This is a genomic window from Anaerobacillus sp. CMMVII (assembly GCF_025377685.1).
Taxonomy (GTDB): domain Bacteria; phylum Bacillota; class Bacilli; order Bacillales; family Anaerobacillaceae; genus Anaerobacillus.
Genome location: NZ_JACEHK010000017.1, coordinates 281,633 through 308,410 on the forward strand (window position 1 = coordinate 281,633; position 26,778 = coordinate 308,410).

Genomic DNA, 26,778 nt, shown 5'->3' on the forward strand with positions numbered 1-26,778 from the left:
ACTCTACACTAATAAAGAAAGGAAGAAGCAATTATGGCAGTAAACAAAGATATACAAGTTGTAATTATTACTGGAATGTCAGGTGCGGGGAAGACAGTTGCTGTACAAAGCTTTGAAGATTTGGGCTTCTTCTGTGTTGATAATCTTCCGCCAGCGCTTATTCCGAAGTTTATAGAGCTGATCGAAAGCTCTGGAGATAAAATGAATAAAGTTGCACTAGTCATTGATTTACGTGGTCGCGAGTTTTTTGACCAGCTTTTTCAATCGATCGATTATTTAGGAACGGTAGCCGATGTTAAACCACAAATTATCTTTTTAGATGCGAAGGATAGTAAGCTTGTCCAACGTTATAAAGAAACGCGTCGTTCACATCCGTTAGCTCCAAAAGGTCTTCCGTTAGAAGGAATTCAGCTTGAGCGGGAAATGCTTGAGGAATTAAAAGGTCAGGCTCAGCAAATTATTGACACGACAGATCTAAAACCGCTACAGTTACGCGAAAAGCTAATCGAACGCTTTTCAGCAGCAGAACAACACTCTTTCTCAGTGAATGTTATGTCGTTTGGATTTAAATACGGGATTCCAATCGATGCTGATCTTGTCTTTGATGTTCGCTTTTTACCTAACCCACATTATATTGATCATATGAGGCCGAAAACAGGGCTAGAAGAGGAAGTATCCTCATATGTTTTGAAATGGGCAGAAACACAGCAATTTATTGAAAAATTAGATGACCTATTGTCGTATATCTTGCCTCATTACAAACGAGAAGGAAAAAGCCAAGTGGTTATCGGAATTGGTTGTACGGGTGGTAAGCATCGTTCTGTGACACTAGCTGAATATTTTGGTAAAAAATATTCACAAGAATACAAAACGTTTATTACACACCGAGACGTTCATAAAGGGAAGGCAAATTAAGTGAAGAAGGCTAATATCGTTGTTATCGGTGGTGGGACGGGTTTGTCAGCCATTTTACGGGGATTGAAAACATTTCCTGTAGATATTACTGCAATTGTTACAGTTGCCGATGATGGTGGTAGCTCAGGGCGCCTTCGCAATGAGCTTGACATCCCACCACCTGGTGATGTTCGCAATGTTCTTGTTGCCCTTTCAGAAGTAGAACCTTTAATTGAAGAGTTATTTCAACACCGCTTTGAAAACGGTCATGGATTATCTGGCCATTCGCTAGGTAATCTATTATTAGCAGGAATGACTTCGATTACTGGAGATTTTGCCAAAGGAGTACATGAACTTAGCAAGGTTTTAAATGTCCGTGGCAAAGTACTCCCAGCTGCCAATCAAAGCATTGTTTTGAAGGCGGAAATGTGTGATGGGAGTATCGTTGTTGGTGAATCAACGATTCCTAAAATAGGAAAAAAAATAAAACGTGTCTTTCTTACCCCTGAGGATGCGAAACCTTTAAACGAGACGCTCCTTGCGATTCGAAACGCGGATCTGATTGTTATTGGGCCGGGAAGTCTGTATACTAGTGTTCTTCCAAACTTACTCGTTCCGGGGATCGCCAATGAAGTAAAAAAGGCCCAGGCTCGAAAAGTCTATATATGTAACGTCATGACGCAGCCCGGAGAAACAGATAACTATACAGCGAGTAATCATGTGCAGGCATTAATTGACCATGTAGGTGCAGGTATTATAGATACAATTATTGTGAATGATCAAGCAATAGATAAGCAATATCTTGAACAATATGAAAAGAAGGAGCAAAGGACGTTCTTTTTGATAAAATAGAGCTTCAAAAACTCCCGTACCAAATTGTCGCCGATCAATTATTAATTTATCGTGAAAACTACCTGCGTCACGACGCAATTAAACTTTCACGAGTATTATTATCATTATTATAGTGTAGAGTTTATAGTTTAGAGTGTAAAGTCTTGCGGGCAATAGCTTCGGAGCTTAACCCAGAGCACTCTCAACTTTCAACTCTACACTCTACACTAAAAAGGGGGTCTTGCCTTGTCTTCTTTCGCTGCTATGACAAAAAAAGAATTGACGCAATTGGATGCAGATGGATGCTGTGCAGAGGCGGAATTAGCTGCCCTCATACGAATGAATGGTTCAATATCTTTCAGTAATAAACAATTAGTACTAGATATAATAACCGAAAATGCTGCTATTGCAAGGCGAATTTATACATTAATAAAGAAAACGTTTCCAGTTCATGTCGAACTTCTTGTTCGAAAAAAGATGCGCCTAAAGAAAAATAATGTCTATTTGGTGAGGATTTCACAAGAAGCGCAGAAACTTTTAGCCAAATTAGGTATTATGGAAGAGGGCTTTCAGTTTATCAGAAAAATTTCTGATGACATTAAAAATAACGGTTGTTGTAAGCGGGCCTATTTACGGGGGGCCTTTCTTGCGGGAGGTTCAGTTAATCACCCTGAGACATCATCCTATCATTTAGAGGTTTTTTCTCTTTATGAGGAGCACAATGAATCGCTTTGTGAATTGGCAAATTCCTATGACTTGAATGCAAAAATTCTCGAAAGAAAAAAAGGGTTTATTATCTATATCAAAGAAGGTGAGAAGATCACCGAATTCTTAAATATCATTGGGGCCCATCAAGCACTACTTTTTTTCGAGGATGTAAGGATCATGAAAGACATGAGGAATTCAGTTAACCGACTCGTTAATTGTGAAACCGCTAACTTAAACAAAACAGTTGGGGCGGCAATGCGCCAGGTCGAAAACATCCGTTTTATCCAGCGTGAAGTTGGTCTGGGGATCCTACCAGAGAAGCTAAGAGAAATTGCCGAGCTTCGGGTCCAGCATCAAGATGTGACATTAAAAGAATTAGGTGAAATGGTCACTACAGGCAAGGTAAGTAAGTCTGGTGTGAACCATCGCCTGAGAAAAATTGATGAATTTGCAAATAAACTTCGAAATGGTGAACCCGAATATAACTTTTAAACGTAAAAGTGAGTATGAAATTGCGATTTAAATTGTATGAATGGTAAATAATGATGATAAAGAAACTAGGAGGAGAAGGAAATGGTAGAAAAAGCTGTCGTAGTTAAACGCAAGGCTGGCTTACAAGCAAGACCTGCAGCACTATTTGTTCAAGAAGCAAATAAATTTAGTTCAGATATTTTCATTGAAAAAGAAGGTAGAAAAGTGAACGCAAAAAGCATCATGGGGATTATGAGCTTAGCGGTTGCAACAGGAAAAGAAATCACGATCATCACAGAAGGTAAAGACGAAACAGAGGCATTAACAGCTCTTGTGGCGTTTGTGGAGAAGGAAGAATAAAGTGTAGGTTTGAGTTAAGAGTGTTGAGTGTTGAGTTACGTGGGATAAAGCTCCGTAGCATCTACTCACATTAACTCAAAACTCAAAACAAAAAGCTAGGTCACCCGACCTAGCTTTTTTCATGCCTTATTTCTTCTGTGTAATTACTTCATCAATCATGCCGTATTCTTTGGCTTTTTCTGCGGTCATGAAGTTGTCACGCTCTGTATCACGTTCAATTACTTCAAGTGGTTGACCAGTGCGCTCAGCTAAAATTTCATTTAACTTCTCACGCATTTCAATGATACGCTTTGCATGGATTTGGATGTCAGTCGCTTGCCCTTGTGCACCGCCAAGTGGTTGATGGATCATCACTTCACTATTTGGTAGGGAATAACGCTTGCCTTTTTCACCAGCAGCTAATAAGAATGCACCCATTGATGCTGCCATCCCGATGCAGATTGTTGATACTTTTGGTTTGATAAATTGCATTGTGTCGTAAATAGCCATACCAGCTGTAATCGACCCACCAGGGCTATTAATGTATAAAGAAATATCTTTGTCAGGATCTTCAGCTGCTAAGAATAGTAGCTGAGCAACAATTGAGTTTGCCACATTGTCATCGATGGCACTACCTAGCATAATGATACGATCCTTTAATAAGCGCGAATAAATGTCATAAGCGCGCTCTCCGCGGTTAGTTTGTTCAATAACTGTAGGGATTAAATTCATAGTGTACTTCTCCTCCTTAAAATTTTTTCGATAAACTTAGTGTATGTATATCATAATCTAAAGGTCAGTGAAGGTCAAAGGATTTACACTGAGAATAGATGTCTAGTTTCTGCACCTAGGGGCGCATCCACTAATAGTATAAGTTCGATGACGATTCCTATTTTCCTGCTTCCAACCTGCCCTCATTTTTAATACATATTCATCTTAACCGAAACTATACAATTTAAACCAACTAAATTTTTCAGTTTAATTACATTTCGCTAATACGTTATTGCGTCATAAAAAAGTTACCAATAGTACCATCAAATATATGTAGATGATTAGTAGTAGCTTATGAGAAAATGGTAGAGTGATTCATGTTAAGTTAAAACTTTCTGAGCAAATGTTGATTCTTCTCGCATTAAGACGAGGGAACATAGAATATAAATAAAATTGTAACCGTTTACAATAGGTGGATAATAACGCTTCACTGAACACTTTAAACATAGTATGATAGATTTTAGGGGAGGTTGAGTAATGAATATGGACTTCGGTTTGTACCAACAACAGTCAATGAAGCTAGTCATGACAAACGAATTGCGCCAAGCAATTTCCATTTTGCAATATTCAACACACGAATTATTGTCTTTTATTGAAGAGCAACAATTGGAAAATCCTCTACTCGAAGTGAAAGAAAAAATAAATGAAGTTCGAACTCGTAAAGAATTTGACGCTGATTATGAAAAAGTAGATGTATGGAAAACCTATGATGGTGAGTATACATCACCACTTGATTATTTAAGCAAAAATGACGTCAGTCTTCAGGACCATTTATTATCTCAAATTCGCTTCATGCCAATAGCAGCAACTGAAAAAAGGGTGCTAGTTTACCTTATCCATTCATTAGATGAAAATGGGTATTTTATAGGAGATATAGAGGAAGTTGCTACACATTTTTCGATTAAAGATGAGATTGCTTTATTTTGCCTAAACGTCTTGCAATCACTCGATCCTGTAGGGGTCGGCGCGAGATCACTGCAAGAGTGCCTACTTCTTCAATTAAGAAAGCTTGCGAACCGCAATCCCGTTGCTGAACAAATCGTAGAGAATTACTTGACGATGTTTGCTAATAAAAAATGGAAAGAAATTGCTAAAGAGCTTTCAATTACTCTTGAAGAAATACAGTCTGTCGCAGATCTCATTCAAACTTTACAGCCTAAACCAGGCTCGATCTATAATGTAGAACCACAAACCTACATTAGTCCCGATGTTTTTATTGAGCTAATCGATGGCAAGTTTTTTATTACGATGAATGATTATCTTCTTCCAAATGTTTCGATCAGTCGCCATTATGAAGAGTTACTTCAAAAGGCCACAGATGAACAAGCGCAAAAATATGTTCAGCAAAAGCATCAACAAATTTTATGGCTATTAAAAAGCATCGATCAACGTCAACAAACCTTACTGAAAGTAACGGAAGCTATCGCCAAATACCAAGAAGATTTCTTTAAATTTGGTTACGAATATTTAAAGCCTTTAACACTAAAGGAAGTTGCTGCTGACATCGACATGCACGAATCAACCGTTAGCCGCGTCACAACTCAAAAATATGTTCAAACCCCCCGAGGTTTGTTTGAATTAAAGTATTTCTTTAGTTCCAGCTTAAAAGGTGAGGGTGGAGTTTCAGCATCATCACTCTCAGTAAAAGAACTTATAAAGAAAATAGTTGATCAAGAGAATAAGCAAAAACCACTCTCAGATCAAAAAATTGTCTCAATTCTCGAAAATGAGCATTCCATTGAAGTATCACGACGAACCGTCACAAAATACCGTGAAGAACTACACATCCCATCGTCATCGAAGAGGAAACGATTTTAGATTTGAGTTGTGAGTGTTGAGTTATGAGTTGCTTTTAGCAGTGACTACGAAGCAATGCTCTAAAAAAACTATACACTCAAAACTCATCACTGATATATGGAGGTACCATGAAAGTTACGTATTATACAAAGGAAAATTGCTCGTTATGCGAGAAAGGGCTGTTAGTATTAGAGGCCATCAAGAAGGATTTCCCTTTAGAGATCGAATTAGTTGATATCTATAAAGACGATGCCCTTTTAGAAAAGTACCAAATTATGATCCCAGTGGTCGAAATCAACGGAGAAGAAGTAGACTTCGGAATTCTTTCCGAAGCAAAAATCCGATCGTACTTAAAGAGTTTATAGTTTAGAGTGTAGAGTTAAGAGTTCTTGAATGCTGATTCAAGAAGAAGCAAAAGCCCGTACAACTCTACATTCATAAGGGGTTTGAGCTGTCGGGGGGCAAAGCTCCGGAGCAAGTCTCTCAAGACTCTACACTCTACACTTTAAACTCTACACTATATAAAGCGCTTTCAATTGTGACATTTCAAAAAATAGTGTAAATAGGCTTGATATCAAATAAATTCCTTGTTACACTTACATTGTAATAAGGAATTTGTTTTATTTTCCTGGAACTTGGAAAACGATGCTTTCGTGTAAAATTTGCGAAAGGTTGCGTTTTTCTAATTTTTTAACCCTTATGGGACACAATATGTCTATGAGGGACGTTGTAAGTCCCGAATATACATAGACAAAACGATAAGGGGATTATTATGAGGTTATTATTAGACATTCAGAAAAAATTATTACCTGACCTCCTAGAAGTTTTAGGTAGCCGTTTTCGGATCTTACGATTGATCCGCTTGATGCAACCGATTGGTCGCAGAAGCTTAGCAACAACTTTAGGAATGTCTGAACGAGTTTTACGTAGTGAAGTGACATTTTTAAAAGAACAGGGCTTAATCGATATGGCGACATCAGGGATGACGCTAACCGATGAAGGGAAAAGTGTTCTCAGCAAACTAGAGGAAGTCATGAGTGATGTGTTTGACTTGAAAAATGTTGAGGATGAGCTCAAGCAATGTCTAGGTCTTTCTGAAGTCATTGTGGTACCAGGTGATAGTGATGAGGCTCCTTGGGTCAAAAAGGAAATGGGCCGTGCTACTGTTCAATTGATGAAACGGCATTTAGCTGGTGAGGAAACGAAAATCGTTGCCTTGACTGGTGGGAGTACCATTGCTTCAGTGGCGGAGATGATGACTCCGGATAGTGAAATGAAAGAAACATTATTTGTACCAGCGCGTGGTGGTCTTGGTGAGCAAGTAGAAAATCAAGCCAATACAATTTGCGCGACGATGGCTACAAAAGCAATGGGACATTATCGTTTGCTGCATGTACCCGATCAACTTAGTTCAGACTCATACTCTTCCCTTATTGAAGAACCGAAGATCAAGGAAATTCTTAACTTAATCCGTTCAGCTAGCTTAGTTGTTCACGGAATAGGTGAGGCAAAAACAATGGCAGAGCGTCGAAGTTCTTCGCAGGAGGTTTTACAAAATCTTCACGAAAAAGAAGCTGTTGCCGAAGCGTTTGGTTATTATTTTAATAAAAATGGAGATATTATCCATAGAGTCTTAACCATTGGTTTACAGCTAGAAGATGTCATGCACAGCAAAGTAGTTGTTGCAGTTGCAGGCGGTGCTTCAAAGGCTCAGGCAATTTCTGCATTTTTGAAACAAGAAACAAGCAATATCCTCGTTACTGACGAAGGTGCAGCTAAAGTATTATTACAACTACATTCATAAAAAAAATTTTTTAATAAATACTATTAGAGTTAAGAGTGCTGTTTGTAATTAGGTGATGGCTTAGCATCGAAGCAATACTAAATAACTCAAAACTCAAAACTCAAAACTAAAAAAAGTTATTTAGAGGGCAAACCCTTTATATATAAAAAAGTTTCAGCTTAATCTAAGGAGGAATTTTTATAATGGCAACTAAAATAGGAATTAATGGATTTGGACGTATTGGACGTGTGGTTTTCCGCGCAGCTTTAAATAACCCGAATGTGGAAGTTGTTGCAGTAAACGACTTAACAGACGCAAAAATGCTAGCTCACCTTTTAAAATATGATTCAGTGCACGGTACATTAAATGCAACTGTTGAAACAAATGGTGAAAACCTAGTTGTTAACGGAAAAGAAATCAAAGTTACAGCTGAAAGAGATCCTGCAAAATTATCTTGGGGCGAGCAAGGTGTAGAAGTTGTTGTTGAATCAACTGGTTTCTTCACAAAACGTGCTGACGCTGCAAAACACTTAGAAGCTGGTGCGAAAAAAGTAATTATCTCAGCTCCTGCAACTGATGAAGATATCACAATCGTAATGGGTGTTAACGAAGACAAGTACGATGCTGCTAGCCATGACGTTATCTCAAACGCATCTTGTACAACAAACTGTTTAGCTCCATTCGCAAAAGTAATTAACGATACATTCGGACTTCGTCGTGGAATGATGACAACAGTTCACTCTTATACAAATGACCAACAAATTCTTGACTTACCACATAAAGATTTCCGTCGTGCTCGTGCAGCTGCTGAAAACATCATCCCAACAACAACGGGTGCTGCTAAAGCCGTAGCTCTAGTACTTCCTGAGTTAAAAGGAAAACTAAACGGTGGCGCATTACGTGTTCCAACACCAAACGTTTCTTTAGTAGACTTAGTTGCTGAACTTGACAAAGAAGTTACAGTTGAAGAAGTTAATGCTGCTCTTAGAGAAGCTGCTGAAGGTCCATTAAAAGGAATTCTTTACTATAGCGAAGAGCCACTAGTTTCTGGTGACTACAACGGAAGCCCTGCATCATCAACAATCGATGCACTTTCTACAATGGTTATGGAAGGCAACATGGTAAAAATCATTTCTTGGTATGACAACGAGTCTGGTTATTCTCACCGTGTAGTTGACCTAGTAGAGTACATCGCTAACAAAGGACTTTAAGTTAGAAAAGCGGAACCGCCTGGTAAGCCAAGCAACATCCCCGAGTTTACATCTTGAGCTTTGCGACGAGTAATCGCAGGAGCAGGAAAGTGGCTTAAGGAAAATATTTGACCGGAGGGGCTAGGCGGTGAAGTTAGACAAAGAAAAGCCCTAACAAGCAAATGTATAAATTATTTTGCCGGAGGGGCTAGACAAAGTTCATAATTTGTCTAAAGGGAATTTAATAGCGGTTGTTGAATAATAATAAGTTGGCAGAGAGGAGAAGGGAAACGTGTTTCTCTCTCCTCTTTCCAATGTAATTCAGTGTAGAGTGTAAAGTGTAGAGTTGAGAGTTCTGAGGGTTAATGCATCGAAGCCTAGCCCTCAAGACTTTAAACTTTACACTCTAAACTCTACACTCTACATAAAAGGAGGGTTCCACATGAACAAAAAGTCTGTTCGCGATATTGAGGTAAAAGGAAAACGTGTATTTTGCCGTGTTGACTTCAACGTTCCAATGAAAAGTAACGAAATAACTGATGATACACGAATTCGTGCAGCTCTTCCGACAATTCAATATCTCATCGATCAAGGTGCAAAAGTTATTTTAGCTAGCCACTTAGGTCGTCCAAAAGGCCAAGTGAACGAAGAAATGCGTTTAAATGCTGTTGCAAGTCGCCTTAGCGAGTTATTAGGAAAGCCAGTTACAAAGACCGATGAAGCTTATGGCGAAGCGGTTGAAAGTGCGATTTCTGCTCTTGGAGAAGGTGATGTCGTTCTACTAGAAAACGTTCGCTTCTACCCAGGTGAAGAAAAGAATGATCCTGAATTAGCGAAAGCGTTCGCTAGTCTAGCTGACATTTACGTAAATGACGCATTTGGTGCTGCTCACCGTGCTCATGCTTCTACAGAAGGAATTGCTCATCACATTCCAGCTGTTTCAGGTCTATTAATGGAAAAAGAATTAGAAGTGTTAGGAAAAGCGTTACTAGATCCTGACCGTCCTTTTACAGCGATCATTGGTGGGGCAAAAGTAAAAGACAAAATCGGTGTGATTGAGAATTTACTAGAAAAAGTAGATAATCTCATCATCGGTGGTGGTCTAGCTTATACATTTGTAAAAGCCTTAGGTCATGACGTTGGGAATTCACTTCTTGAAGAAGATAAAATTGATTTAGCGAAATCATTTATTGATAAAGCAAAAGAAAAAGGCGTTAATTTGTATATGCCTGAAGACGTTATCGTTGCAGATAAGTTTTCAAATGAGGCAACAACACAAGTCGTTGATATCGACGCGATTCCAAGTGATTGGGAAGGACTTGATATTGGACCGAAAACAGTCGATACCTTCCGTAAAGTCATCCTAGAATCAAAGCTTGTGATTTGGAATGGACCAATGGGTGTATTTGAATTATCATCGTTTGAAAATGGTACAAAGTCAGTAGCCGTTGCTTTAGCTGACGCGCAAAATACGTACACTGTCATTGGTGGCGGAGATTCAGCTGCAGCAGTTGAAAAATTCGATTTAGCTGAAAATATGGACCACATCTCAACAGGCGGTGGCGCATCATTAGAGTTTATGGAAGGCAAACAACTTCCAGGCGTAGTAGCGTTGAACGATAAATAAAACAAGTTAAGAGTGTTGAGTTAAGAGTTATGAGTTTTCGTGAGCATCTGCTTCGTAGCCCAAGCCCACAACAACTCAAAACTCAACACTCAAAACTAAAAGAAGTTAAGAGTGTTGAGTTAAGAGTTATGAGTTATCGTGAGCATTGCTTCGTAGCCCAAACCTACAACAACTCAAAACTCAACACTCAAAACTAAAAGAAGTTAAGAGTGTTGAGTTAAGAGTTATGAGTTATCGTGAGCATTGCTTCGTAGCCCAAACCTACAACAACTCAAAACTCAACACTCAAAACTCAAAACTGAAAAAGGAAGTGAAGAACGTGCGTAAACCAATCATTGCAGGAAACTGGAAGATGAATAAGACTATTGGTGAAGCAAGAACTTTTGTGCAGGAAGTAAAGGGTCTAGTACCTGATAGCTCAAAAGTAGATTCTGTTGTTTGTGCACCGGCTTTATTTTTAGATTGTTTAGTTGATAACTCAGCTGGCTCAGACTTGAAAATTGGTGCTCAAAACATGCACTTTGAAGAAAGTGGCGCTTTTACAGGGGAAATTAGTCCTGTTGCACTTAAGGATTTAGATGTAACTTACGTGATTATTGGTCACTCAGAGCGTCGTGAAATGTTTGCTGAAACAGATGAGACAGTAAACAAGAAAACACATGCAGCCTTCAAGCATGGTCTAGTACCGATTGTTTGTTGTGGTGAGACGCTAGAAGAGCGTGAAGCTGGAAAAACAAATGATATTGTCCGCGGCCAAATGCAAAATGGTTTAGCAGGGCTTTCAGAAGACCAAGTGAAGAACCTAGTTGTTGCATATGAGCCAATCTGGGCAATCGGAACAGGGAAATCTTCTTCAGCAGCAGAAGCAAATGATACGTGCGGATATATCCGTACGGTTATAGCTGAAATGTTTTCACAAGAAGCGGCAGACGCTGTACGCATTCAATATGGCGGTAGCGTGAAGCCTGAAAATATTGCTGAGTACTTAGGTCATTCAGATATTGATGGTGCTTTAGTAGGTGGCGCAAGCCTTGACCATCAATCATTTTTACAGCTTTTGGAGGCAGTCAATGAGTAAGAAACCTGTAGCATTAATTATCCTGGACGGATTTGCTTTACGCGATGAAACGAAGGGGAATGCAGTTGCCCACGCGAAAAAGCCAAACTTTGACCGTTACTGGAACGAATATCCCCATGCTCAGTTAATGGCATCTGGTGAAGCAGTAGGTTTACCTGAAGGGCAAATGGGAAATTCTGAAGTAGGACATTTAAATATTGGTGCAGGTCGTGTCGTTTATCAAAGCTTAACTCGCGTAAATAAATCGATCCGCGAAGGTGAGTTTTTTGAAAATGAAACCTTCTTAAATGCCATCAATCACGTAAATGAAAACAACACTAGCCTTCATGTTTACGGGCTATTGTCCGATGGTGGTATACATAGCCACATTCAACATTTATTTGCTTTACTTGAGCTTGCGAATCGCAAAAATGTAGAGCGTGTGTATGTTCACGGCTTTTTAGATGGAAGAGATGTTGGACCGACAAGCGCTGAGGAATATCTTGTTGCGCTTGAGGAAAAAATGAAACAGTTAGGCACAGGAAAAATAGCTTCAATTTCAGGCCGTTACTATGCGATGGATCGCGACCAACGCTGGGAACGAGTTGAAAAAACATACAAAGCAATGGTGTATGGAGAAGGCTTAAAATATAAGAATAGTGTGGATGCACTACAAGATTCTTATAAAAGTGGGATCCATGATGAGTTCGTCTTACCTTCTGTAATGACTAATGAAGATGGTTCACCTGTTGGAACGATTGAGGATAATGATGCAATCATTTTCTTCAACTTCCGTCCTGACCGTGCCATTCAATTATCTCAAGTTTTTACAAATAACGACTTCCGTGGTTTTGATCGTGGTGATAAACACCCGACAAATCTCCACTATGTATGTTTAACTCATTTTAGTGAGTCAGTCGATGGTTTTGTGGCATTCAAACCGACAAACCTTGATAATACGCTAGGAGAAGTGCTAAGCCAACAAGGCTATAAGCAATTACGTATCGCTGAAACAGAAAAATATCCACACGTGACATTTTTCTTTAGTGGCGGTCGTGAAGATAAGTTTCCTGGTGAAGAGCGTGTCCTAATCGACTCGCCAAAGGTAGCAACCTACGACTTAAAACCTGAAATGAGTGCATATGAAGTAACAGATGCACTTCTTAGTGAGATCGCTGCTGACAAGCACGATGCAATCATTCTAAACTTCGCTAACCCTGATATGGTTGGTCACTCAGGAATGCTTGAGCCAACTGTTAAAGCGATCGAAGCAGTAGATGAGTGCCTTGGAAAAGTGGTTGATGCAATCCTTGCTAAGGGTGGTTATGCAGTTATTACAGCCGATCACGGCAATGCTGATGAAGTAATCACACTAGCAGATACACCAATGACTGCTCATACAACCAACCCAGTTCCAGTGATCGTTACAAAAACAGGCGCATCACTTCGTCAAGACGGAAAACTTGCCGATCTATCCCCAACCGTTCTAGCCCTCCTAGGAGCAGAACAACCAGAGGAAATGACGGGTAAATCTTTACTAGTTTAGAGTTTAAAGTGTAGAGATTAGAGTTGTGGAAGCAGCTCTGGGATGCACTTTAGTAAGAGTTTAAAGTGTAAAGTGTAGAGTTTAGAGTTGTGAAAGTAACTCTGGGATGCACTTTACTTGAATGAAAAATAACATTATTTATTATAGAGGTAGAGTCAAGAGGAAAAGTTGTTTGGGAAAAGCTACGAAGCGTTTCTAAACAACTCTACACTCTGAACTCTACACTCTACACTATAAAAGGAGTGTTTTTAAATGACAATTATTACTGATGTTTATGCACGCGAAGTATTAGACTCTCGTGGAAACCCTACTATTGAAGTTGAAGTATATCTTGAAAGTGGTGCAATGGGACGAGCTATGGTTCCAAGTGGTGCGTCTACTGGTGAGCATGAAGCAGTTGAGCTTCGTGACGGCGGCGACCGTTATATGGGTAAAGGTGTTTTAAAAGCTGTTGAAAATGTTAACGAAGAGATTGCACCTGAATTAGTTGGTTATGACGCTCTTGATCAAATTGGAATTGACCAATTAATGATCGATCTTGATGGTACTCCTAACAAATCTAAACTAGGTGCTAACGCTATTTTAGGTGTATCTATGGCTGTTGCTCGTGCGGCTGCTGACGCTTTAGATATTCCTTTATACGTATACTTAGGCGGATTTAACGCAAAAACTCTTCCAACACCAATGATGAACATCATTAACGGTGGTGAGCATGCGGATAACAACGTAGACATTCAAGAATTCATGGTAATGCCTATCGGTGCTGAAAAATTCGCTGACGCTCTTCGTATGGGTGCTGAAATTTTCCACAACCTTAAAGCAGTTCTTAAGTCTAAAGGTTACAACACAGCTGTAGGTGACGAAGGTGGATTTGCTCCAAACTTATCATCAAACGAAGAAGCTCTTCAAACAATCATTGAAGCGATCGAAAAAGCTGGTTACAAGCCAGGTGAAGAAGTGGTTCTTGCAATGGACGTTGCTGCTTCTGAAATGTACGAAGATGGCAAGTACAACATGAAGGGTGAAGGCGTTGTAAAAACAGCTGAAGAAATGGTTGAGTACTATAGCCAATTAGTTGCTAAATACCCAATCGTATCGATCGAAGACGGCCTTGACGAAAACGACTGGGATGGCTGGAAGAAGCTTACTGAAGCATTAGGAGACAAAGTTCAATTAGTTGGTGACGACTTATTCGTAACAAACACAACTAAGCTTTCTGAAGGTATCGAAAAAGGAATTGGTAACTCAATTCTAATCAAAGTTAACCAAATTGGTACATTAACTGAAACTTTCGATGCAATCGAAATGGCAAAACGCGCTGGTTACACAGCAGTAATCTCTCACCGTTCTGGTGAAACAGAAGACAGCACAATCGCTGACATCGCTGTTGCAACAAACGCTGGCCAAATCAAAACAGGTGCTCCATCACGTACAGACCGCGTTGCGAAGTACAACCAATTACTTCGTATCGAAGACGGCCTAGACTACATCGGTCAATACGCTGGTAAGAAAGCATTCTACAACCTAAAAAATCTTTAACTTTTAGCAGGAAGGTCCTGCAAAAGTTAGTATAAAAAAATGAGCCTCAGATTTAACTCTGGTGGCTCATTTTTTATTTTCAAGAGGAAATATTTCCGGGAAATAAATGAAATTAAGCAATAGATCGCTAAAAAATACGCAGCAAGTTAAAGCGCAAAAAGTACTGACTTGAAAGTTCTGGTGATGTTAAAGTATGTATAAAGAGAAACTTTATTCTTGCTGGGAGCGTAAGTGCTAGTAACAGAAAGGAGGAATTAAAATGGATGTACTTTTATTAATTGTAATTTTTGCTGGTATTTTTGCAATATATGATGCAATAAGAAAAGTTAACAATAATATCCTTGTTCAGACCGAGGAGCTTAAAAAAATACGTGAACAATTGGAGGAAAACAGTAAAAAGTAGATTTTACTGTTGAACGAACTGATTAATCAAACTTAAGAGTAATTTGGGGAGGATCAGAAATGGACGATTGGACAATTTTGATTATGCTTTTCCTTATAGGTGGGTTAACTGAATTTATTACTTCAAAATATATTGAAAATCAAAAAACAAGAAATTATATATCACTTTTAGTGTGGTTAGGAATAGCACTTACCTTTATTATACTGTGGTTAGTGGATGATATATCCTATTGGGGATTACTCAGCTGGGTTGAAGAAAAAACTTTAGGCGACTAATCGGTCTAAATATGTATTTATACAGTAGTTTTCCTCACCCAGAATAACTTAGCTATTTTACCAACCATTCTTCTTATATTCTAGTAACTGTATTTTATTGTTACTATATAGTCTGAACTTCAAAACATCATGACCTAGCTCCCTTTTGGTATCGTGAGAAATTATATAAAACTGTACAATAAACTCGGCACCATTATCCCAATTACGAGTTAATTCAATATGTTTTCTTGCATCTACTTTATGACCAAAATTCTCATCTAAACCGTATTGCTGACTGATTGCAGTTAATATTGGTTCTGAAAATAGTTGCCATAAAAAATCAGGGAAATGTTCATTTAATAGTTTCGTATGTTCCTCTAAAAATTCAATTTCTTGATTTAATCTTATTTTAGTCTGTTCGCTACTCCAAACATACCATCCAAATAAAATAACAATGACCAAGCTTACAAACTGTTTTTTTCATTTGAATCCCCCTTTTTTGTAATGGTATGTCCAAATCCTCTTAGTTATGATTAATCACTACAGAGAGTACAAAAGAATTGTTCAGGGTTTATTTGATAAATTAAATTTTACATTTCTTTGAAGTGAGTAGGGCTATAATATTAAATTTGTTTTATAATACTGATAACGAAAACCTTTAAAGGGAGGAATGATTAAATGAGTACAAAAGAGGAAGTAATAAATTTAATTAAGGACCTACAGGAGAATGCAACTATTGAAGATATAATGAGGGAGCTTTATGTAAGATTAAGGATTGAAAAAGGTATTCAAGAATTAGATGCAGGAAAAGTGGTTTCTCATGATAAAGTAAAGGAGAAATTAGGGGAATGGTTGAAATAAGATGGGCAGAAACTGCTGTAAGAGATTTAGATCAAATATGTACTTATATAGCTGGAGACTCTGAGAATATGCAAGGATGTTTGCTAGAAAAATAATTGATACAATTGAAACAACTGCTGCATTTCCTTACTCCGGGAGAAGTGTTCCAGAAATGAAAGACGAAATGATCAGAGAAAAAGTCTTAGCCAATTATAGAATAATATATCGTATTAATAACAATTCAGTTGAAGTAGTTCGAATCATTCATAATGCCAGAAGTATTATAGATACAAACCATTAAACATCATGCAGTGTGAATTAAACAATTGCGGAAGAATACTGGATTGAATAAGCAGATATAAAAAAATGTCTTAGTTCACTTTGAACTAAGACATTTTTTACTTATTTAAGCTGCTTTCTTCTCGTCAGCGTCTAACTTAAAGTTCGCTACTTGACGGTTTAGCTTTACTTTATAAGCGAATAGTACAAGGACAACAACGGTTGCTACAGTAGCAGCTACATAAGATGTTGTCATCGGTAATCCAAAACCGATTGGTGCATTAAAGATGAAGGTAAAGGCTACCATTGTCATAAAGATTGCCGGTATAGTGGCTACCCAGTGCATTTTGTATTGAATAGCTAAATACATCGCTCCGACAAACAAGGCAATCGCACTAATTGCTGCATTTGTCACTCCGAAGTATCTCCAAAGAAGCGTGAAGTCCATTTTTGTTAGAGCAAATGCAACAGCGAATAATGGTAAGGCAATCCAAAGACGGTTTGTAATTTTAATTTGTGATACGTTAATATACTCAGCAATGATCATACGCGCAGAACGGAAGGCTGTGTCGCCTGATGTAATTGGAAGGACGATAACACCAAGAACTGCTAATGTTCCACCGATTGCACCTAATAAAGTGAATGATACTTCACTTACAACAAGACCAGCGCCACCTGTTTTAATTAACTCGCTTAAGTCAGTTCCGTAGAAAAGACTCATCGCTGCTGCTGCCCAAATCATTGCGATAATTCCTTCAACAATCATCATGCCGTAGAATACTTTACGACCATTTCTTTCGTTTTGTAACGTTCTAGAGATAATCGGTGATTGTGTAGCATGGAAACCAGAAATCGCTCCACAAGCAATGGTAATCATTAAAATTGGGAAAACAGCTGCTCCAGCTGGGTGCATATTTTGTAATGTTAATTCAGGGATTGGAGCCCCTGTAAATACAAGCATTCCACCAATTCCAATTGCACTAATTAGTAATAGCGCACCTAAAACTGGATAAATTCGACCGATAATTTTATCAACAGGAAGCATTGTAGCAAGAATATAGTAAACAAAAATAATTGCTGTAATCACGCCTAATGCCATCCAGCCATTCATCACGTTATATAAAAGACCAGCTGGTGCGGTAACGAACACAGTACCAACAAGAAGTAAAAGAAGAACTGCGACGAAATTTACCACGTGCTTCATCGTTTTTCCTAAAAATTGTCCAGCAAGTTGTGGTAAGTGGGCGCCATTATTTCTAATCGAAATCATACCCGTTAGGTAGTCATGGACAGCTCCGGCAAAAATTGCACCTGCCACAATCCAAATGAAAGCGACTGGGCCATATAAAGCACCCATGATCGGTCCAAAAATAGGGCCGACACCTGCAATGTTCAATAACTGAATTAATGAGTTTCGATTTGTTCCCATCGGAATGTAATCGACACCGTCTTTCATACTGTAAGCTGGCGTTTGCCTAGCTTCTTTTACTCCAAAAATTTTCTCTATTAACTTTCCATACGTAAAATATCCAATGATTAATAGGGCGATAGATGCTAAAAATGTAATCATTTGAAGAACACCTCTTTCTAATATTGATTGCGCTTTCATTATAGTACTGATTGCGAAATGAAAGATTAAAACGTGTTCAACATGTAAAAATCGGACATTAACATGTCCGATTTAGTGTTTAACGTGCATCAGTTTTTAGAGCTCTAAACGCTCTCTAAGTGATTTTACGTAGTTTCTACTAACAGGAATTTCATCTTTTCGACCGGCAACTTTCAATTGGTAGGCACCGTTAAACCAAGGAATAAGCTGTTCAACTTTATCGAGATTCACAAGATAGCTTTTATGAGTTCGAAAAAATGGATAGCCTCGTAACTTTTCTTCTAGGTCCTTCATCGGTAACTTTGAGTAAAACTTGCGATCAACCGTACAAATAATTGTTTCACGATCCTCTCGGAAAAGATACGTAATATCAGAAGGCGATAAATAAACGATTGAGCGTTCATCCTCAACGGCCAACTTTGCAATGGTTGGTTCCGATTTTTCTACTACTTTATTCTTATTTAAACGCTCCTTGACGCGCTTCATCGTCTCGTCTAGCTCTTCCTCGTTAAAAGGCTTTAGCAAGTAGTCGAGCGCATCAACGCGAAAGGCCTTTGCCGCATAGTTGGGGTAGGCGGTGGCAAAAATAATGAAAGGTGTCTTTTTCAAATTTTTTAGCGCAGCTGCCAAATCGAGCCCAGACATTTGCGACATCTCAATATCAACAAAGATTACATCAGGTTCTTTCGTAATGATGACCTCCAACCCCTTCTCACCAGAGTCAGCCTCGCCAATCACTTCGACGTCACCGTACCGCTCGAGTAAAAATTTCAATTCATCACGACTATAGGGCTCATCATCAATAACCACTGTACGGATTGGAATTTTCATCTTTCTTGTCTCCTTCTCTTACTGAAAAAGAAATAGTAGTTCCTTGATCTTCTTCGCTTTCTATAAAAAATTTCGTATCGTCGCCGTACATCATATTTAAGCGCCGACGTGCATTATAAAGCCCAATTCCTGTTCCTGTTGTTGAGGCGACTTGTTCCTTGCCGAGCTTCTCAAGCCGAGACGGATCAATCCCAATCCCGTTATCTGTGATGCTTATAAGAATTTGGTCAGCTTCCTTTTTTACTTTTATTAAAATAAAATGGTCGTTTCGCAGCTGCTTTAACCCATGCTTCATCGCATTTTCAACGATCGGCTGTAACGTCATCGGCGGAAGTTTTGTTGTTAGTGCCTCTTCATCTATTTCATAGCGAACGGTTAGCTTGTCTGAAAAACGCGCTTCTTCAATTTCTAAATAAGCTTTGACATGCTTTAATTCCTCTTCCAGCGACGTTTCCGTTGCACTCGTTCCAGCTAAGTTTTGCCTAAAATAGTGCGAGAGTGATATCAATAGTTTCCTTGCTTTCATTGGGTCAGTCCGTATGAGGGAAACAATCGTATTTAATGCATTAAATAGAAAGTGTGGGCTAACCTGTGCCTGTAGCGCTTTAATTTCCGCTTGTTTCGCAAGCTCCAAATGGCGGTCAACCTCAGATAACTCAAGCTGGTGACTTAGTAATGACGAAAGTCCTTTACTCAATTCAATGATCATTGGCGACAATTCTTTTTCAGATTTAAGATAAAACTTTAATGTACCAATCGTTTCATCCTTAATTTTTAAAGGCGCAATAATCGCCGCAGTAAAAGGCCAATTCTCAATTTCTTCTTTTTTAGCAATGACAAGTTCACCATTTTTTAAAACACGTTTTGTAGCACTGGTTTGAATGTCTTCATTTTTAGAATAGTGTTCTTGACCTTCCCCAACAAACGCGAGCACCTTTTCCTTATTGGTAATCGAAACGGCATCGACATCAATCTCCTTTAAAAGAATTTGACAGGTTGGTAGCGTTGACTCTTCTGTTAGTCCTTTACGTAAAAATTTCAACGTTAAGTCTGCTAGCTTTAATGATTTCTGCGCTTGTAGCGAGCCGATCTTTTCCTCTTCATGCAGGACATTCCTAATAATCATAATAAAGATCGCTGTACCTAATCCATTTGCAATGACCATCGGCATTCCAATACTTTGAACGAGCGTTAATGCTTGATCAAAAGGCTTTGCCATAATCAGGATGATCACCATTTGCACCGCCTCAGCCAGCATTCCTACAAGTAAAGCTGTCTGCAGCGAAATGATCCGTTTATTTTTATTATTACGATAAAAATATCCAGCAATAAGTCCAGCAATGATTGTAGACACACCACAAGCAAGTCCAGTGAAACCACCAAGTGTATATCGATGAACACCAGCAATGACTCCTGCACCTAAGCCAACCTTCCAGCCTCCTAATAAACCTGCCACTACAATTCCAATCACTCGAGAATTCGCAATCGCTTCATCCTCACCAAGCTCCAGAACCCAACGCGAATATGTATGGGCCTCCGTATCCACAGTCACCCCTGTATAAGTTCCGATAATACCAAAAATACCAAACAGCACGATTACACTAACTTGCTGCCGCTTCGATAACTTCCTTTTATCTATTAAATGACGCACAAACTTTAAGCGCGTCATCAAAAATGCAACTGACACAATAATCCCAAGACGCTCCAGCATCACCAAAAATAACTCCAACATCTTCTACCGCACCTCCTGAAATCTATTCTATCCTAAAATTGAAAAAGTAGGTCGATATTCTTCACTATCCCACTACAATTCGTACCTCATACATTGGGCTCGGCTTTGATTGGATCTACTAATCTCAAACTCTATTACTGTGAGCGATTCTATAAAAATGCGTTTTTATAGAGTTATCTCAAAATCGGTTTTTAGAGAAATCGAAACTATGGATTCGCGTTTTCATAGAGTAGTGATGAATGTTGAAATCTAGAAAACGTGTTTTCATAGAAATGAACCTACTCTATTAAAAATTGCATTTTTATAGAGTAGGGTAGGCGTCGTTGGCAGTGGTAGGGACTTTGAAAGTGAGTTTTCAGAGAATGGCTTGGAACGCAAAAATAGGATTAAATGTAGAATTTATGTTCCAAGGATCACGGTTGGAACACTAAACTGCCTTAAAAAGCAGAATCCTTGGTCCAACGCCCAAGATTAAAACACCAAAACCAAAGTAACTATAAAAACGGGATATAGTAGAGTCAATTGGACGCTTGATTGGGCAGTTTCATAAAATTCAACCTATCAAACCCCCCATATCACTAACCCTATCTATTATCAAACACACCTAATGTTCATTGTCACCGATCCATCCAATATAAACATCCCTTATCCTAGTCCCCCTCTACCATACCCAGCTCTTAGCCCCAGACAAGACTATAAAATTAAGTCCAATCATATCCTCTAACCTCTATAATTTTCTCTCTTCCTTAATCAAAACTTACTTTTTACAATTTAATAGAAGGTAATAGTCTAACAATGAAGAATATTAAATTAATAACAACTTTTACCAAAAGTAGTGATGGGAGGAGGCTATATGAGAAGACATCTGTTATGGCTACTATTTACTATGTTAATTGTCACGGGGTGTGGGCAGGGGTCGTTAAGTCCTGATAATAATCTTGGCGAACCTGAGGCGGAAGAAGAAAATCCAAACGAAAAAGGAGAAGAAGAAGTCATGAACGAAGGGAATATACCATTTGAACTGCTGACGACGCAAGAAATAATGGCGAGTTATCCGCAAGTATATAAGTTTTACACGCTTGTGAGTAACAAGGATATTAGTGATTATCGAATATACACTGAAAATGGTTACGAAATAATTGCAGTTTCGACTGGTTTGAAACCTACTGGAGGCTACCGAATTGAAGTTGCGGCAATAACAAATGTTGATGGGAAGACAGTTATTAGTTTAGAAGAGTATTCTCCTCCTGAAGGTGCGTTGGTCACACAAGCATTAGTAAACCCAACGATCTTTATTTTGCTAGCAAAAGAAAAAATATTTGACGATAAAATTATTTTACTAGACGGATCTCCATTTGAAATAGATGGTGGAACTGCGTATTAACGACTACAAGCGACAGTGATATTTGACGAATTTTGTCCACTAATCGTAAATTTTGATTATAAAAGCAGAAAATTGTTATTATTTTAAAAAATCTCAAAAGTTTGACAAAATTAACATTATTATGGTTAGATTACTAGTAGGGTCAGGTATTTCGTATAGCTAATATATGACCTTTAGTAGATTCATAGGAAGGGGGATTTATGGAAAATCGCAATTTTAAATCTATTTTAAAAAAGAGAGGAGAAAACGAATTGAATAAGAAAGTGAAACCACTCGTTAGTTTATTACTAACATTTTTACTTATTTTTTCAAATTTCGGTTTTGCAGTTAGTGCGCAATCTTTACCGGAAAGAGCTCCAAGTAAGGGGAATGCAAACGCAACTGCGGACAAGCCCATCAAGCTTGATTTTACTCAATTAGATAAAACCTACAATCCTAGTGATATCGTTCGTGTATTAGTAGAAATGAAAGAGGAGCCAGGGGTATTTCATGCGGTACAATCCGGTGTGAAATATGATGAGCTTTCAAGTGCAAAACAAAAAGAACTTCATAATAAAGCAGTTCAAGGACAACAATCAGTTCAAGCTAGCTTACAACAACAAGGCTTGAATGTTGATGTGCTTCATAGCTTCACTGCAGTTACGAACGGTTTTAGTGCTGAAGTAACTTATGCAGATCTTGCAAAAATTGAAAATACTGCAGGAGTTAAGGCTGTGTACATTGTAAACGAATACGAGCGCCCGGATGTGGAAGCTCCAGAAATGTTATACAGTAAAGAAATGGTTAAAGCCCAAAAAACGTGGGATGAATTCGACTATAAAGGAGAAGGTCTTGTTATCGGGATCATCGATACAGGTATCGATCCAGCCCATAGAGATATGGTGTTAAGTGATGGAGTCGAGTTTAAAATCGATAAGGAATTAGTACAAGCTTTAGATGTACCAGGTAAATGGTTTACAGATAAAATTCCTTATGGTTACAACTATATGGATAAGAGCTTCGAAATTCTTGATTTAGGACCAGGTGCTTCACATCATGGTATGCACGTTGGTGGTACGGCAGGTGCAAATGGTGATGAGGACAATGGTGGTATCAAAGGTGTAGCTCCAGAAGCTCAACTTTTAGCATTAAAGGTTTTTGGTAATGATCCTTTAATCCCAACTACATATGGGGATGTTTATGTAAAGTCAATTGACGATGCACTTAAGTTAGGTGTTGATGTACTAAACCTAAGCTTAGGTTCAACAGCTGGTTTCGTCAGTCCGAATGATCCAGAACAACAAGCTGTTAAGCGTGCGCAAGAAAGTGGCGTCGTTGTTGCGATCTCTGCTGGTAACTCAGCGCATTTTGGAAATGGTTGGGATAATCCTTTCCCGAGTTCTTCAAACCCAGATATCGGTGTAACGGGGTCTCCTTCAGTATCCTATCAATCAATTGGTGTAGCTTCAAGTGAGAACAACTACATCAACATGAGTGCATTACAATTCACTTCTGATAGTGGAGAAACTGGCTTATTACCTTACATGTCTTCGGGGAAAGTAGACCCAGTAACACTTGATGGTGAATATGAGATCGTCTATGCAGGTCTAGGTGGGCCGGATGACTTTAATGATATTGATGTGGAAGGGAAAATTGCGTTAATTTTACGTGGAACCTACAATTTTGTTGATAAAACGAAAAATGCACAGGCTAACGGTGCAGTTGGAGCCATTATCTTCAACAACGCTTCTGGCTACGTAAATATGGCTGATGATCCTGCAATCACAATTCCGCATTTATTTATGGCTAGAACAGAAGGTTTACATTTACAAAGTTTAATTGCAGACAATGTGAAAATTGCATTTAACGGCGATGAAACGACTGCAGCAAACCCGGAAGCAGGAAATATGTCTGATTTTACTTCATGGGGATTAACTCCTAACCTTGATTTCAAACCAGAAATCACGGCTCCAGGTGGAAACATTCTTTCAACGCTTCAAGGTGATTCTTATGGATTAATGAGTGGTACGTCAATGGCAGCTCCACACGTTGCCGGAGGTGCAGCGTTAATTCTTGAGCGTGTTGACAAAGAATTTGGCTATGATGGTGCAGCGCGTTCTTTACTAGCTAAAAACTTACTATTAAACACAGCCGTTCCGAAATTAGACACTGGTCTTGTTAACGGAGCATTAGGATTAAATAACTATTTCTCTCCTCGTCGTCAAGGTGCTGGTGAAATGGATTTACATGCAGCGAGCAGTACCCCTGCTTATGTTGTTAACCCTGTAGATGGTGAAGCGAAAGTAGCTTTACGTCAAGTAACAAACAATGTAAAGTTCGATCTTGATGTAACAAACTTTAGTGATGCTGAAGTAACTTATGACATTCAGAAAAAATTACAAACTGACTTAGCTGCTTTTGGCGAAATGGGTTGGGAACCTAATAAGCTTGAAGCTATGACATTAGTTAATGCTCCATTCGTTGCAAAAATAGGTGGAGAAGTAGTTGACTCAGTAAGTATCCCAGCAAATGGCAAAGTTACAGTTAGCTTTGAGCTAGACTTAACAGAAGCTCGAGTTGCTTGGACGCAAGGTGAGCCTAGTTCGCTTGCAAAAGACGTTTTCCCTAACGGATACTTTGCAGAAGGTTTTGTAACGTTCGTTGATCCTAACGATACAAACCCACCACTAAGCGTACCATTTGTAGGCTTTAACGGTGAATGGGACAAGGCCCCTATCATTGATGCGCCTATCTATGATGCTACTAGTTTCTATGGCTTCACTGGTTTCCTAGATAATGACTATTATTTCTTAGGGTTTAAGCCAGGTTCTGGATACACAGATAATCTTGCATTCTCACCTGAATTAACAAATGCGATTCCAATTTTATCATTCCTAAGAAATGCGAAAGAAGTACAATACAGCATTTTAGATGAAAATGGTAACAAGTTACGTGCAATTACTGCGCAAACAAATGTAAGAAAAAATTACTTTGACCGTGGATTAAATAATCCATACACAATCGTACCAGCAGCAGCTTGGGATGGAAAAGTGAAGAACCAACAGGTTGAGGATGGCCTATACGTCTATGAAGTAAAAGCGAAAATTGACTTTGATGGTGCGAAATGGCAAACATTCACATACCCGATCCAGGTAGATACTGTAGCGCCAACTGTTGACGCTAAGTATGATGCAAAAACAAATACGTTAACTTGGTCTGCTGAAGATACTGGAAGTGGAGTTAGTTACTTTAATGTATTAGTAAATGGTGAAAGTATTTTAGAAGAAGGGCAAGTAATTCCTTCAATTGAAGCAAATGAGTATGAAGTGGCATTCGATTCAATCGCTGTTGGTTCAACAATTACGATTGAAGCCGTTGACTTTGCTAACAATGTCGGATCAGGTTCAATTTTAGGTGCTGGAGATACAAACATTCCGAATATGTATGTCACTCACCCTGATTTACTTGGAATCTATGACTCTTTAGAAATTCCAATTTCAGGATACATTACAAACAATTCGAAGATGGATGTATTCAAAGTAAATGGTCAAGAAGTAGCATTAAACTACAATGAAGAGACAAAGAGATATGAATTCTCAGGTACATTTACAGTTGAGAAAGATGGCGTATTTGATATTCCAATCTATTCAAGAGATGTAGCTGGTAATGAAGCAACTCTTTCTAGAACAATCGTAGTCGATACTACTCCTGCAGAAGTATCAGTAGCAGCACCTGCTTCAACTATTGCTAGTGAAGCAACTTTAGCTGTTACTGTAAAAGATAACTTTGATAGAGTAAGAGTAGTTGTCGATGGTGATGAAGTACTAAATCAAACATTTAGAGCTCCATATCAGCAACGTTCATTTAATCAAACTATTGAAGCAACAGTTGCTCTTGAAAAAGGTACAAACAACTTTACTGTTGAGGTATTTGACATTGCTGGAAATAAAACAGAAAAAGTAGTGACAGTTGTAAGAGAGTCTGTTGACCGTCTTTCTGGAAAAACTCGCTTCGCTACAGCTGTTAATGTAAGTAAAGAAGGATGGGAAACTTCAAATGTAGTCATCATTTCTCGTTCTGATGACTTCACAGATGCATTATCTGGAGTTCCTCTAGCGAAGAAACACGATGCTCCAATCCTATTAACAAACACAAAATCATTATCAAAAGCAACTGCAGATGAAATCGCGCGCTTAGGTGCAACTGAAGTAATCATCCTAGGTGGAGAGCTTGCTGTAAGTGCAGCTGTAGAAGCTGAGCTTAAGGCTTTAGTTCCAAACGTAAAACGTATTTCTGGTAAAACTAGATGGGAAACTTCAGCGTTAATCGCTCATGAAGTAGCTCCTGAAGGATCTAGCGAAGCAGTAGTAGTTTACGGTAGAGACTATGCCGACGCATTAGCGATCGCTCCTTATGCAGCAGCAAAAGGTATGCCAATCCTATTAACAGACAAAGAAAAGTTACCAAAGGCTACAGCAGATGCACTAGCAGCATTAAACGTTGAAACAACGTATGCGCTAGGCGGACATTTAGTCATGTCTGATGAAGTCTTCAATGCACTTCCAGGAGGAGAGCGTTTTGCAGGAAAAACTCGTTTTGACACTGCATTAATGGTTGTAGAAAAATTCAACCAAGGCGCTGAGCACTTCTACGTAGCAACAACAAATGATTTCACTGATGCCCTTGCAGGTGCAGCTTTAGCAGCTAAAAAGGACACAGGTATCTTCTTAGTAGGTAACTCAGTTCGTGCGAACCTGAAGACTTACATTGCTGAGAACGGTGTAGAAACATTAACAGTACTTGGTGGCGAGCTTGCAATTTCAGCAGAACTTTTTGCTGAATTAGTAAACTTGTTCAAGAACTAATAGAGGAAAGACTGCTTAGACATATTGTCTAAGCAGTCTTTTTTGTTTC

The 26,778-nt window shown here is 38.7% G+C and carries 21 protein-coding genes and 2 pseudogenes; 18 read left to right on the forward strand and 5 right to left on the reverse strand.

Annotation, left to right across the window (positions count from 1 at the left end; genetic code table 11):
- Window positions 1-33 precede the first annotated feature (33 nt).
- From rapZ to H1D32_RS22845, 4 genes and pseudogenes are all read left to right on the forward strand, one after another.
- Window positions 34-915 (forward strand): RNase adapter RapZ, encoded by an 882-nt coding sequence (gene rapZ / locus H1D32_RS22830; protein ID WP_261180495.1) that lies wholly within the window; start codon window positions 34-36, stop codon window positions 913-915.
- A pseudogene (locus H1D32_RS22835) lies at window positions 916-1,859 on the forward strand (gluconeogenesis factor YvcK family protein).
- A 130-nt stretch (window positions 1,860-1,989) separates the two neighbouring features.
- Window positions 1,990-2,925, forward strand: a complete 936-nt coding sequence (gene whiA, locus H1D32_RS22840; protein ID WP_261180635.1) for a DNA-binding protein WhiA — start codon at window positions 1,990-1,992, stop codon at window positions 2,923-2,925.
- Between the two features lie 81 nt (window positions 2,926-3,006).
- Complete coding sequence (locus H1D32_RS22845) at window positions 3,007-3,264, forward strand: HPr family phosphocarrier protein (RefSeq protein WP_261180496.1); 258 nt, start codon at window positions 3,007-3,009, stop codon at window positions 3,262-3,264.
- Between the two features lie 126 nt (window positions 3,265-3,390).
- Here H1D32_RS22845 and clpP read toward each other — a convergent pair.
- A pseudogene (clpP, locus tag H1D32_RS22850) lies at window positions 3,391-3,978 on the reverse strand (ATP-dependent Clp endopeptidase proteolytic subunit ClpP); the annotation flags it as partial.
- 513 nt (window positions 3,979-4,491) lie between these two features.
- Between clpP and rpoN the strand changes: the two are divergent.
- From rpoN to H1D32_RS22900, 10 genes are all read left to right on the forward strand, one after another.
- Complete coding sequence (gene rpoN / locus H1D32_RS22855) at window positions 4,492-5,832, forward strand: RNA polymerase factor sigma-54 (RefSeq protein WP_261180497.1); 1,341 nt, start codon at window positions 4,492-4,494, stop codon at window positions 5,830-5,832.
- Between the two features lie 107 nt (window positions 5,833-5,939).
- Complete coding sequence (locus tag H1D32_RS22860; protein WP_261180498.1) at window positions 5,940-6,176, forward strand: glutaredoxin family protein; 237 nt, start codon at window positions 5,940-5,942, stop codon at window positions 6,174-6,176.
- 407 nt (window positions 6,177-6,583) lie between these two features.
- Entirely contained in the window at window positions 6,584-7,615 is a 1,032-nt protein-coding gene (locus H1D32_RS22865) for a sugar-binding transcriptional regulator (RefSeq protein ID WP_261180499.1), read from the forward strand.
- A 182-nt stretch (window positions 7,616-7,797) separates the two neighbouring features.
- Entirely contained in the window at window positions 7,798-8,805 is a 1,008-nt protein-coding gene (gene gap, locus H1D32_RS22870) for a type I glyceraldehyde-3-phosphate dehydrogenase (RefSeq protein ID WP_261180500.1), read from the forward strand.
- A 421-nt stretch (window positions 8,806-9,226) separates the two neighbouring features.
- Window positions 9,227-10,411 (forward strand): phosphoglycerate kinase, encoded by a 1,185-nt coding sequence (locus H1D32_RS22875; protein WP_261180501.1) that lies wholly within the window; start codon window positions 9,227-9,229, stop codon window positions 10,409-10,411.
- Window positions 10,412-10,730: 319 nt separating this feature from the next.
- Window positions 10,731-11,489 (forward strand): triose-phosphate isomerase, encoded by a 759-nt coding sequence (gene tpiA / locus H1D32_RS22880; RefSeq protein WP_261180502.1) that lies wholly within the window; start codon window positions 10,731-10,733, stop codon window positions 11,487-11,489.
- Window positions 11,482-13,014 (forward strand): 2,3-bisphosphoglycerate-independent phosphoglycerate mutase, encoded by a 1,533-nt coding sequence (gpmI, locus tag H1D32_RS22885; protein ID WP_261180503.1) that lies wholly within the window; start codon window positions 11,482-11,484, stop codon window positions 13,012-13,014. Before tpiA ends, gpmI begins: the two co-directional genes overlap by 8 nt.
- A gap of 252 nt (window positions 13,015-13,266) precedes the next feature.
- On the forward strand, window positions 13,267-14,553 hold the full coding sequence (eno, locus tag H1D32_RS22890; protein WP_261180504.1) for a phosphopyruvate hydratase: 1,287 nt from the start codon (window positions 13,267-13,269) through the stop codon (window positions 14,551-14,553).
- A gap of 259 nt (window positions 14,554-14,812) precedes the next feature.
- Entirely contained in the window at window positions 14,813-14,956 is a 144-nt protein-coding gene (locus tag H1D32_RS22895; RefSeq protein ID WP_261180505.1) for a hypothetical protein, read from the forward strand.
- A 59-nt stretch (window positions 14,957-15,015) separates the two neighbouring features.
- Window positions 15,016-15,231: a hypothetical protein gene (locus tag H1D32_RS22900; protein ID WP_261180507.1), complete on the forward strand. Its 216-nt coding sequence runs from the start codon at window positions 15,016-15,018 to the stop codon at window positions 15,229-15,231.
- 57 nt (window positions 15,232-15,288) lie between these two features.
- On the opposite strand, the gene H1D32_RS22905 is transcribed toward H1D32_RS22900, so the two are convergent.
- Entirely contained in the window at window positions 15,289-15,672 is a 384-nt protein-coding gene (locus tag H1D32_RS22905; RefSeq protein ID WP_261180508.1) for a hypothetical protein, read from the reverse strand.
- A gap of 216 nt (window positions 15,673-15,888) precedes the next feature.
- On the opposite strand from H1D32_RS22905, the gene H1D32_RS22910 reads away from it, so the two are divergent.
- Both H1D32_RS22910 and H1D32_RS25585 read left to right on the forward strand, forming a co-directional pair.
- Window positions 15,889-16,071, forward strand: a complete 183-nt coding sequence (locus H1D32_RS22910) for a hypothetical protein (protein WP_261180509.1) — start codon at window positions 15,889-15,891, stop codon at window positions 16,069-16,071.
- Window positions 16,072-16,147: 76 nt separating this feature from the next.
- The gene (locus H1D32_RS25585; RefSeq protein ID WP_396126295.1) at window positions 16,148-16,351 is read left to right on the forward strand and encodes a type II toxin-antitoxin system RelE/ParE family toxin; all 204 of its coding nucleotides are present in this window, start codon (window positions 16,148-16,150) and stop codon (window positions 16,349-16,351) included.
- A gap of 105 nt (window positions 16,352-16,456) precedes the next feature.
- On the opposite strand, the gene H1D32_RS22915 is transcribed toward H1D32_RS25585, so the two are convergent.
- The 3 genes from H1D32_RS22915 to H1D32_RS22925 form a co-directional block, all read right to left on the reverse strand.
- Window positions 16,457-17,899: a carbon starvation CstA family protein gene (locus H1D32_RS22915; RefSeq protein ID WP_261180510.1), complete on the reverse strand. Its 1,443-nt coding sequence runs from the start codon at window positions 17,897-17,899 to the stop codon at window positions 16,457-16,459.
- Between the two features lie 135 nt (window positions 17,900-18,034).
- Window positions 18,035-18,769 (reverse strand): LytR/AlgR family response regulator transcription factor, encoded by a 735-nt coding sequence (locus tag H1D32_RS22920; protein ID WP_261180511.1) that lies wholly within the window; start codon window positions 18,767-18,769, stop codon window positions 18,035-18,037.
- The gene (locus H1D32_RS22925; RefSeq protein WP_261180512.1) at window positions 18,738-20,501 is read right to left on the reverse strand and encodes a sensor histidine kinase; all 1,764 of its coding nucleotides are present in this window, start codon (window positions 20,499-20,501) and stop codon (window positions 18,738-18,740) included. The genes H1D32_RS22920 and H1D32_RS22925 overlap by 32 nt, the downstream gene beginning before the upstream one ends.
- A gap of 853 nt (window positions 20,502-21,354) precedes the next feature.
- Here H1D32_RS22925 and H1D32_RS22930 point away from each other — a divergent pair.
- Window positions 21,355-21,885: a protease complex subunit PrcB family protein gene (locus tag H1D32_RS22930; RefSeq protein ID WP_261180513.1), complete on the forward strand. Its 531-nt coding sequence runs from the start codon at window positions 21,355-21,357 to the stop codon at window positions 21,883-21,885.
- 200 nt (window positions 21,886-22,085) lie between these two features.
- On the forward strand, window positions 22,086-26,729 hold the full coding sequence (locus tag H1D32_RS25200; protein ID WP_314733486.1) for a cell wall-binding repeat-containing protein: 4,644 nt from the start codon (window positions 22,086-22,088) through the stop codon (window positions 26,727-26,729).
- Window positions 26,730-26,778: the final 49 nt, after the last annotated feature.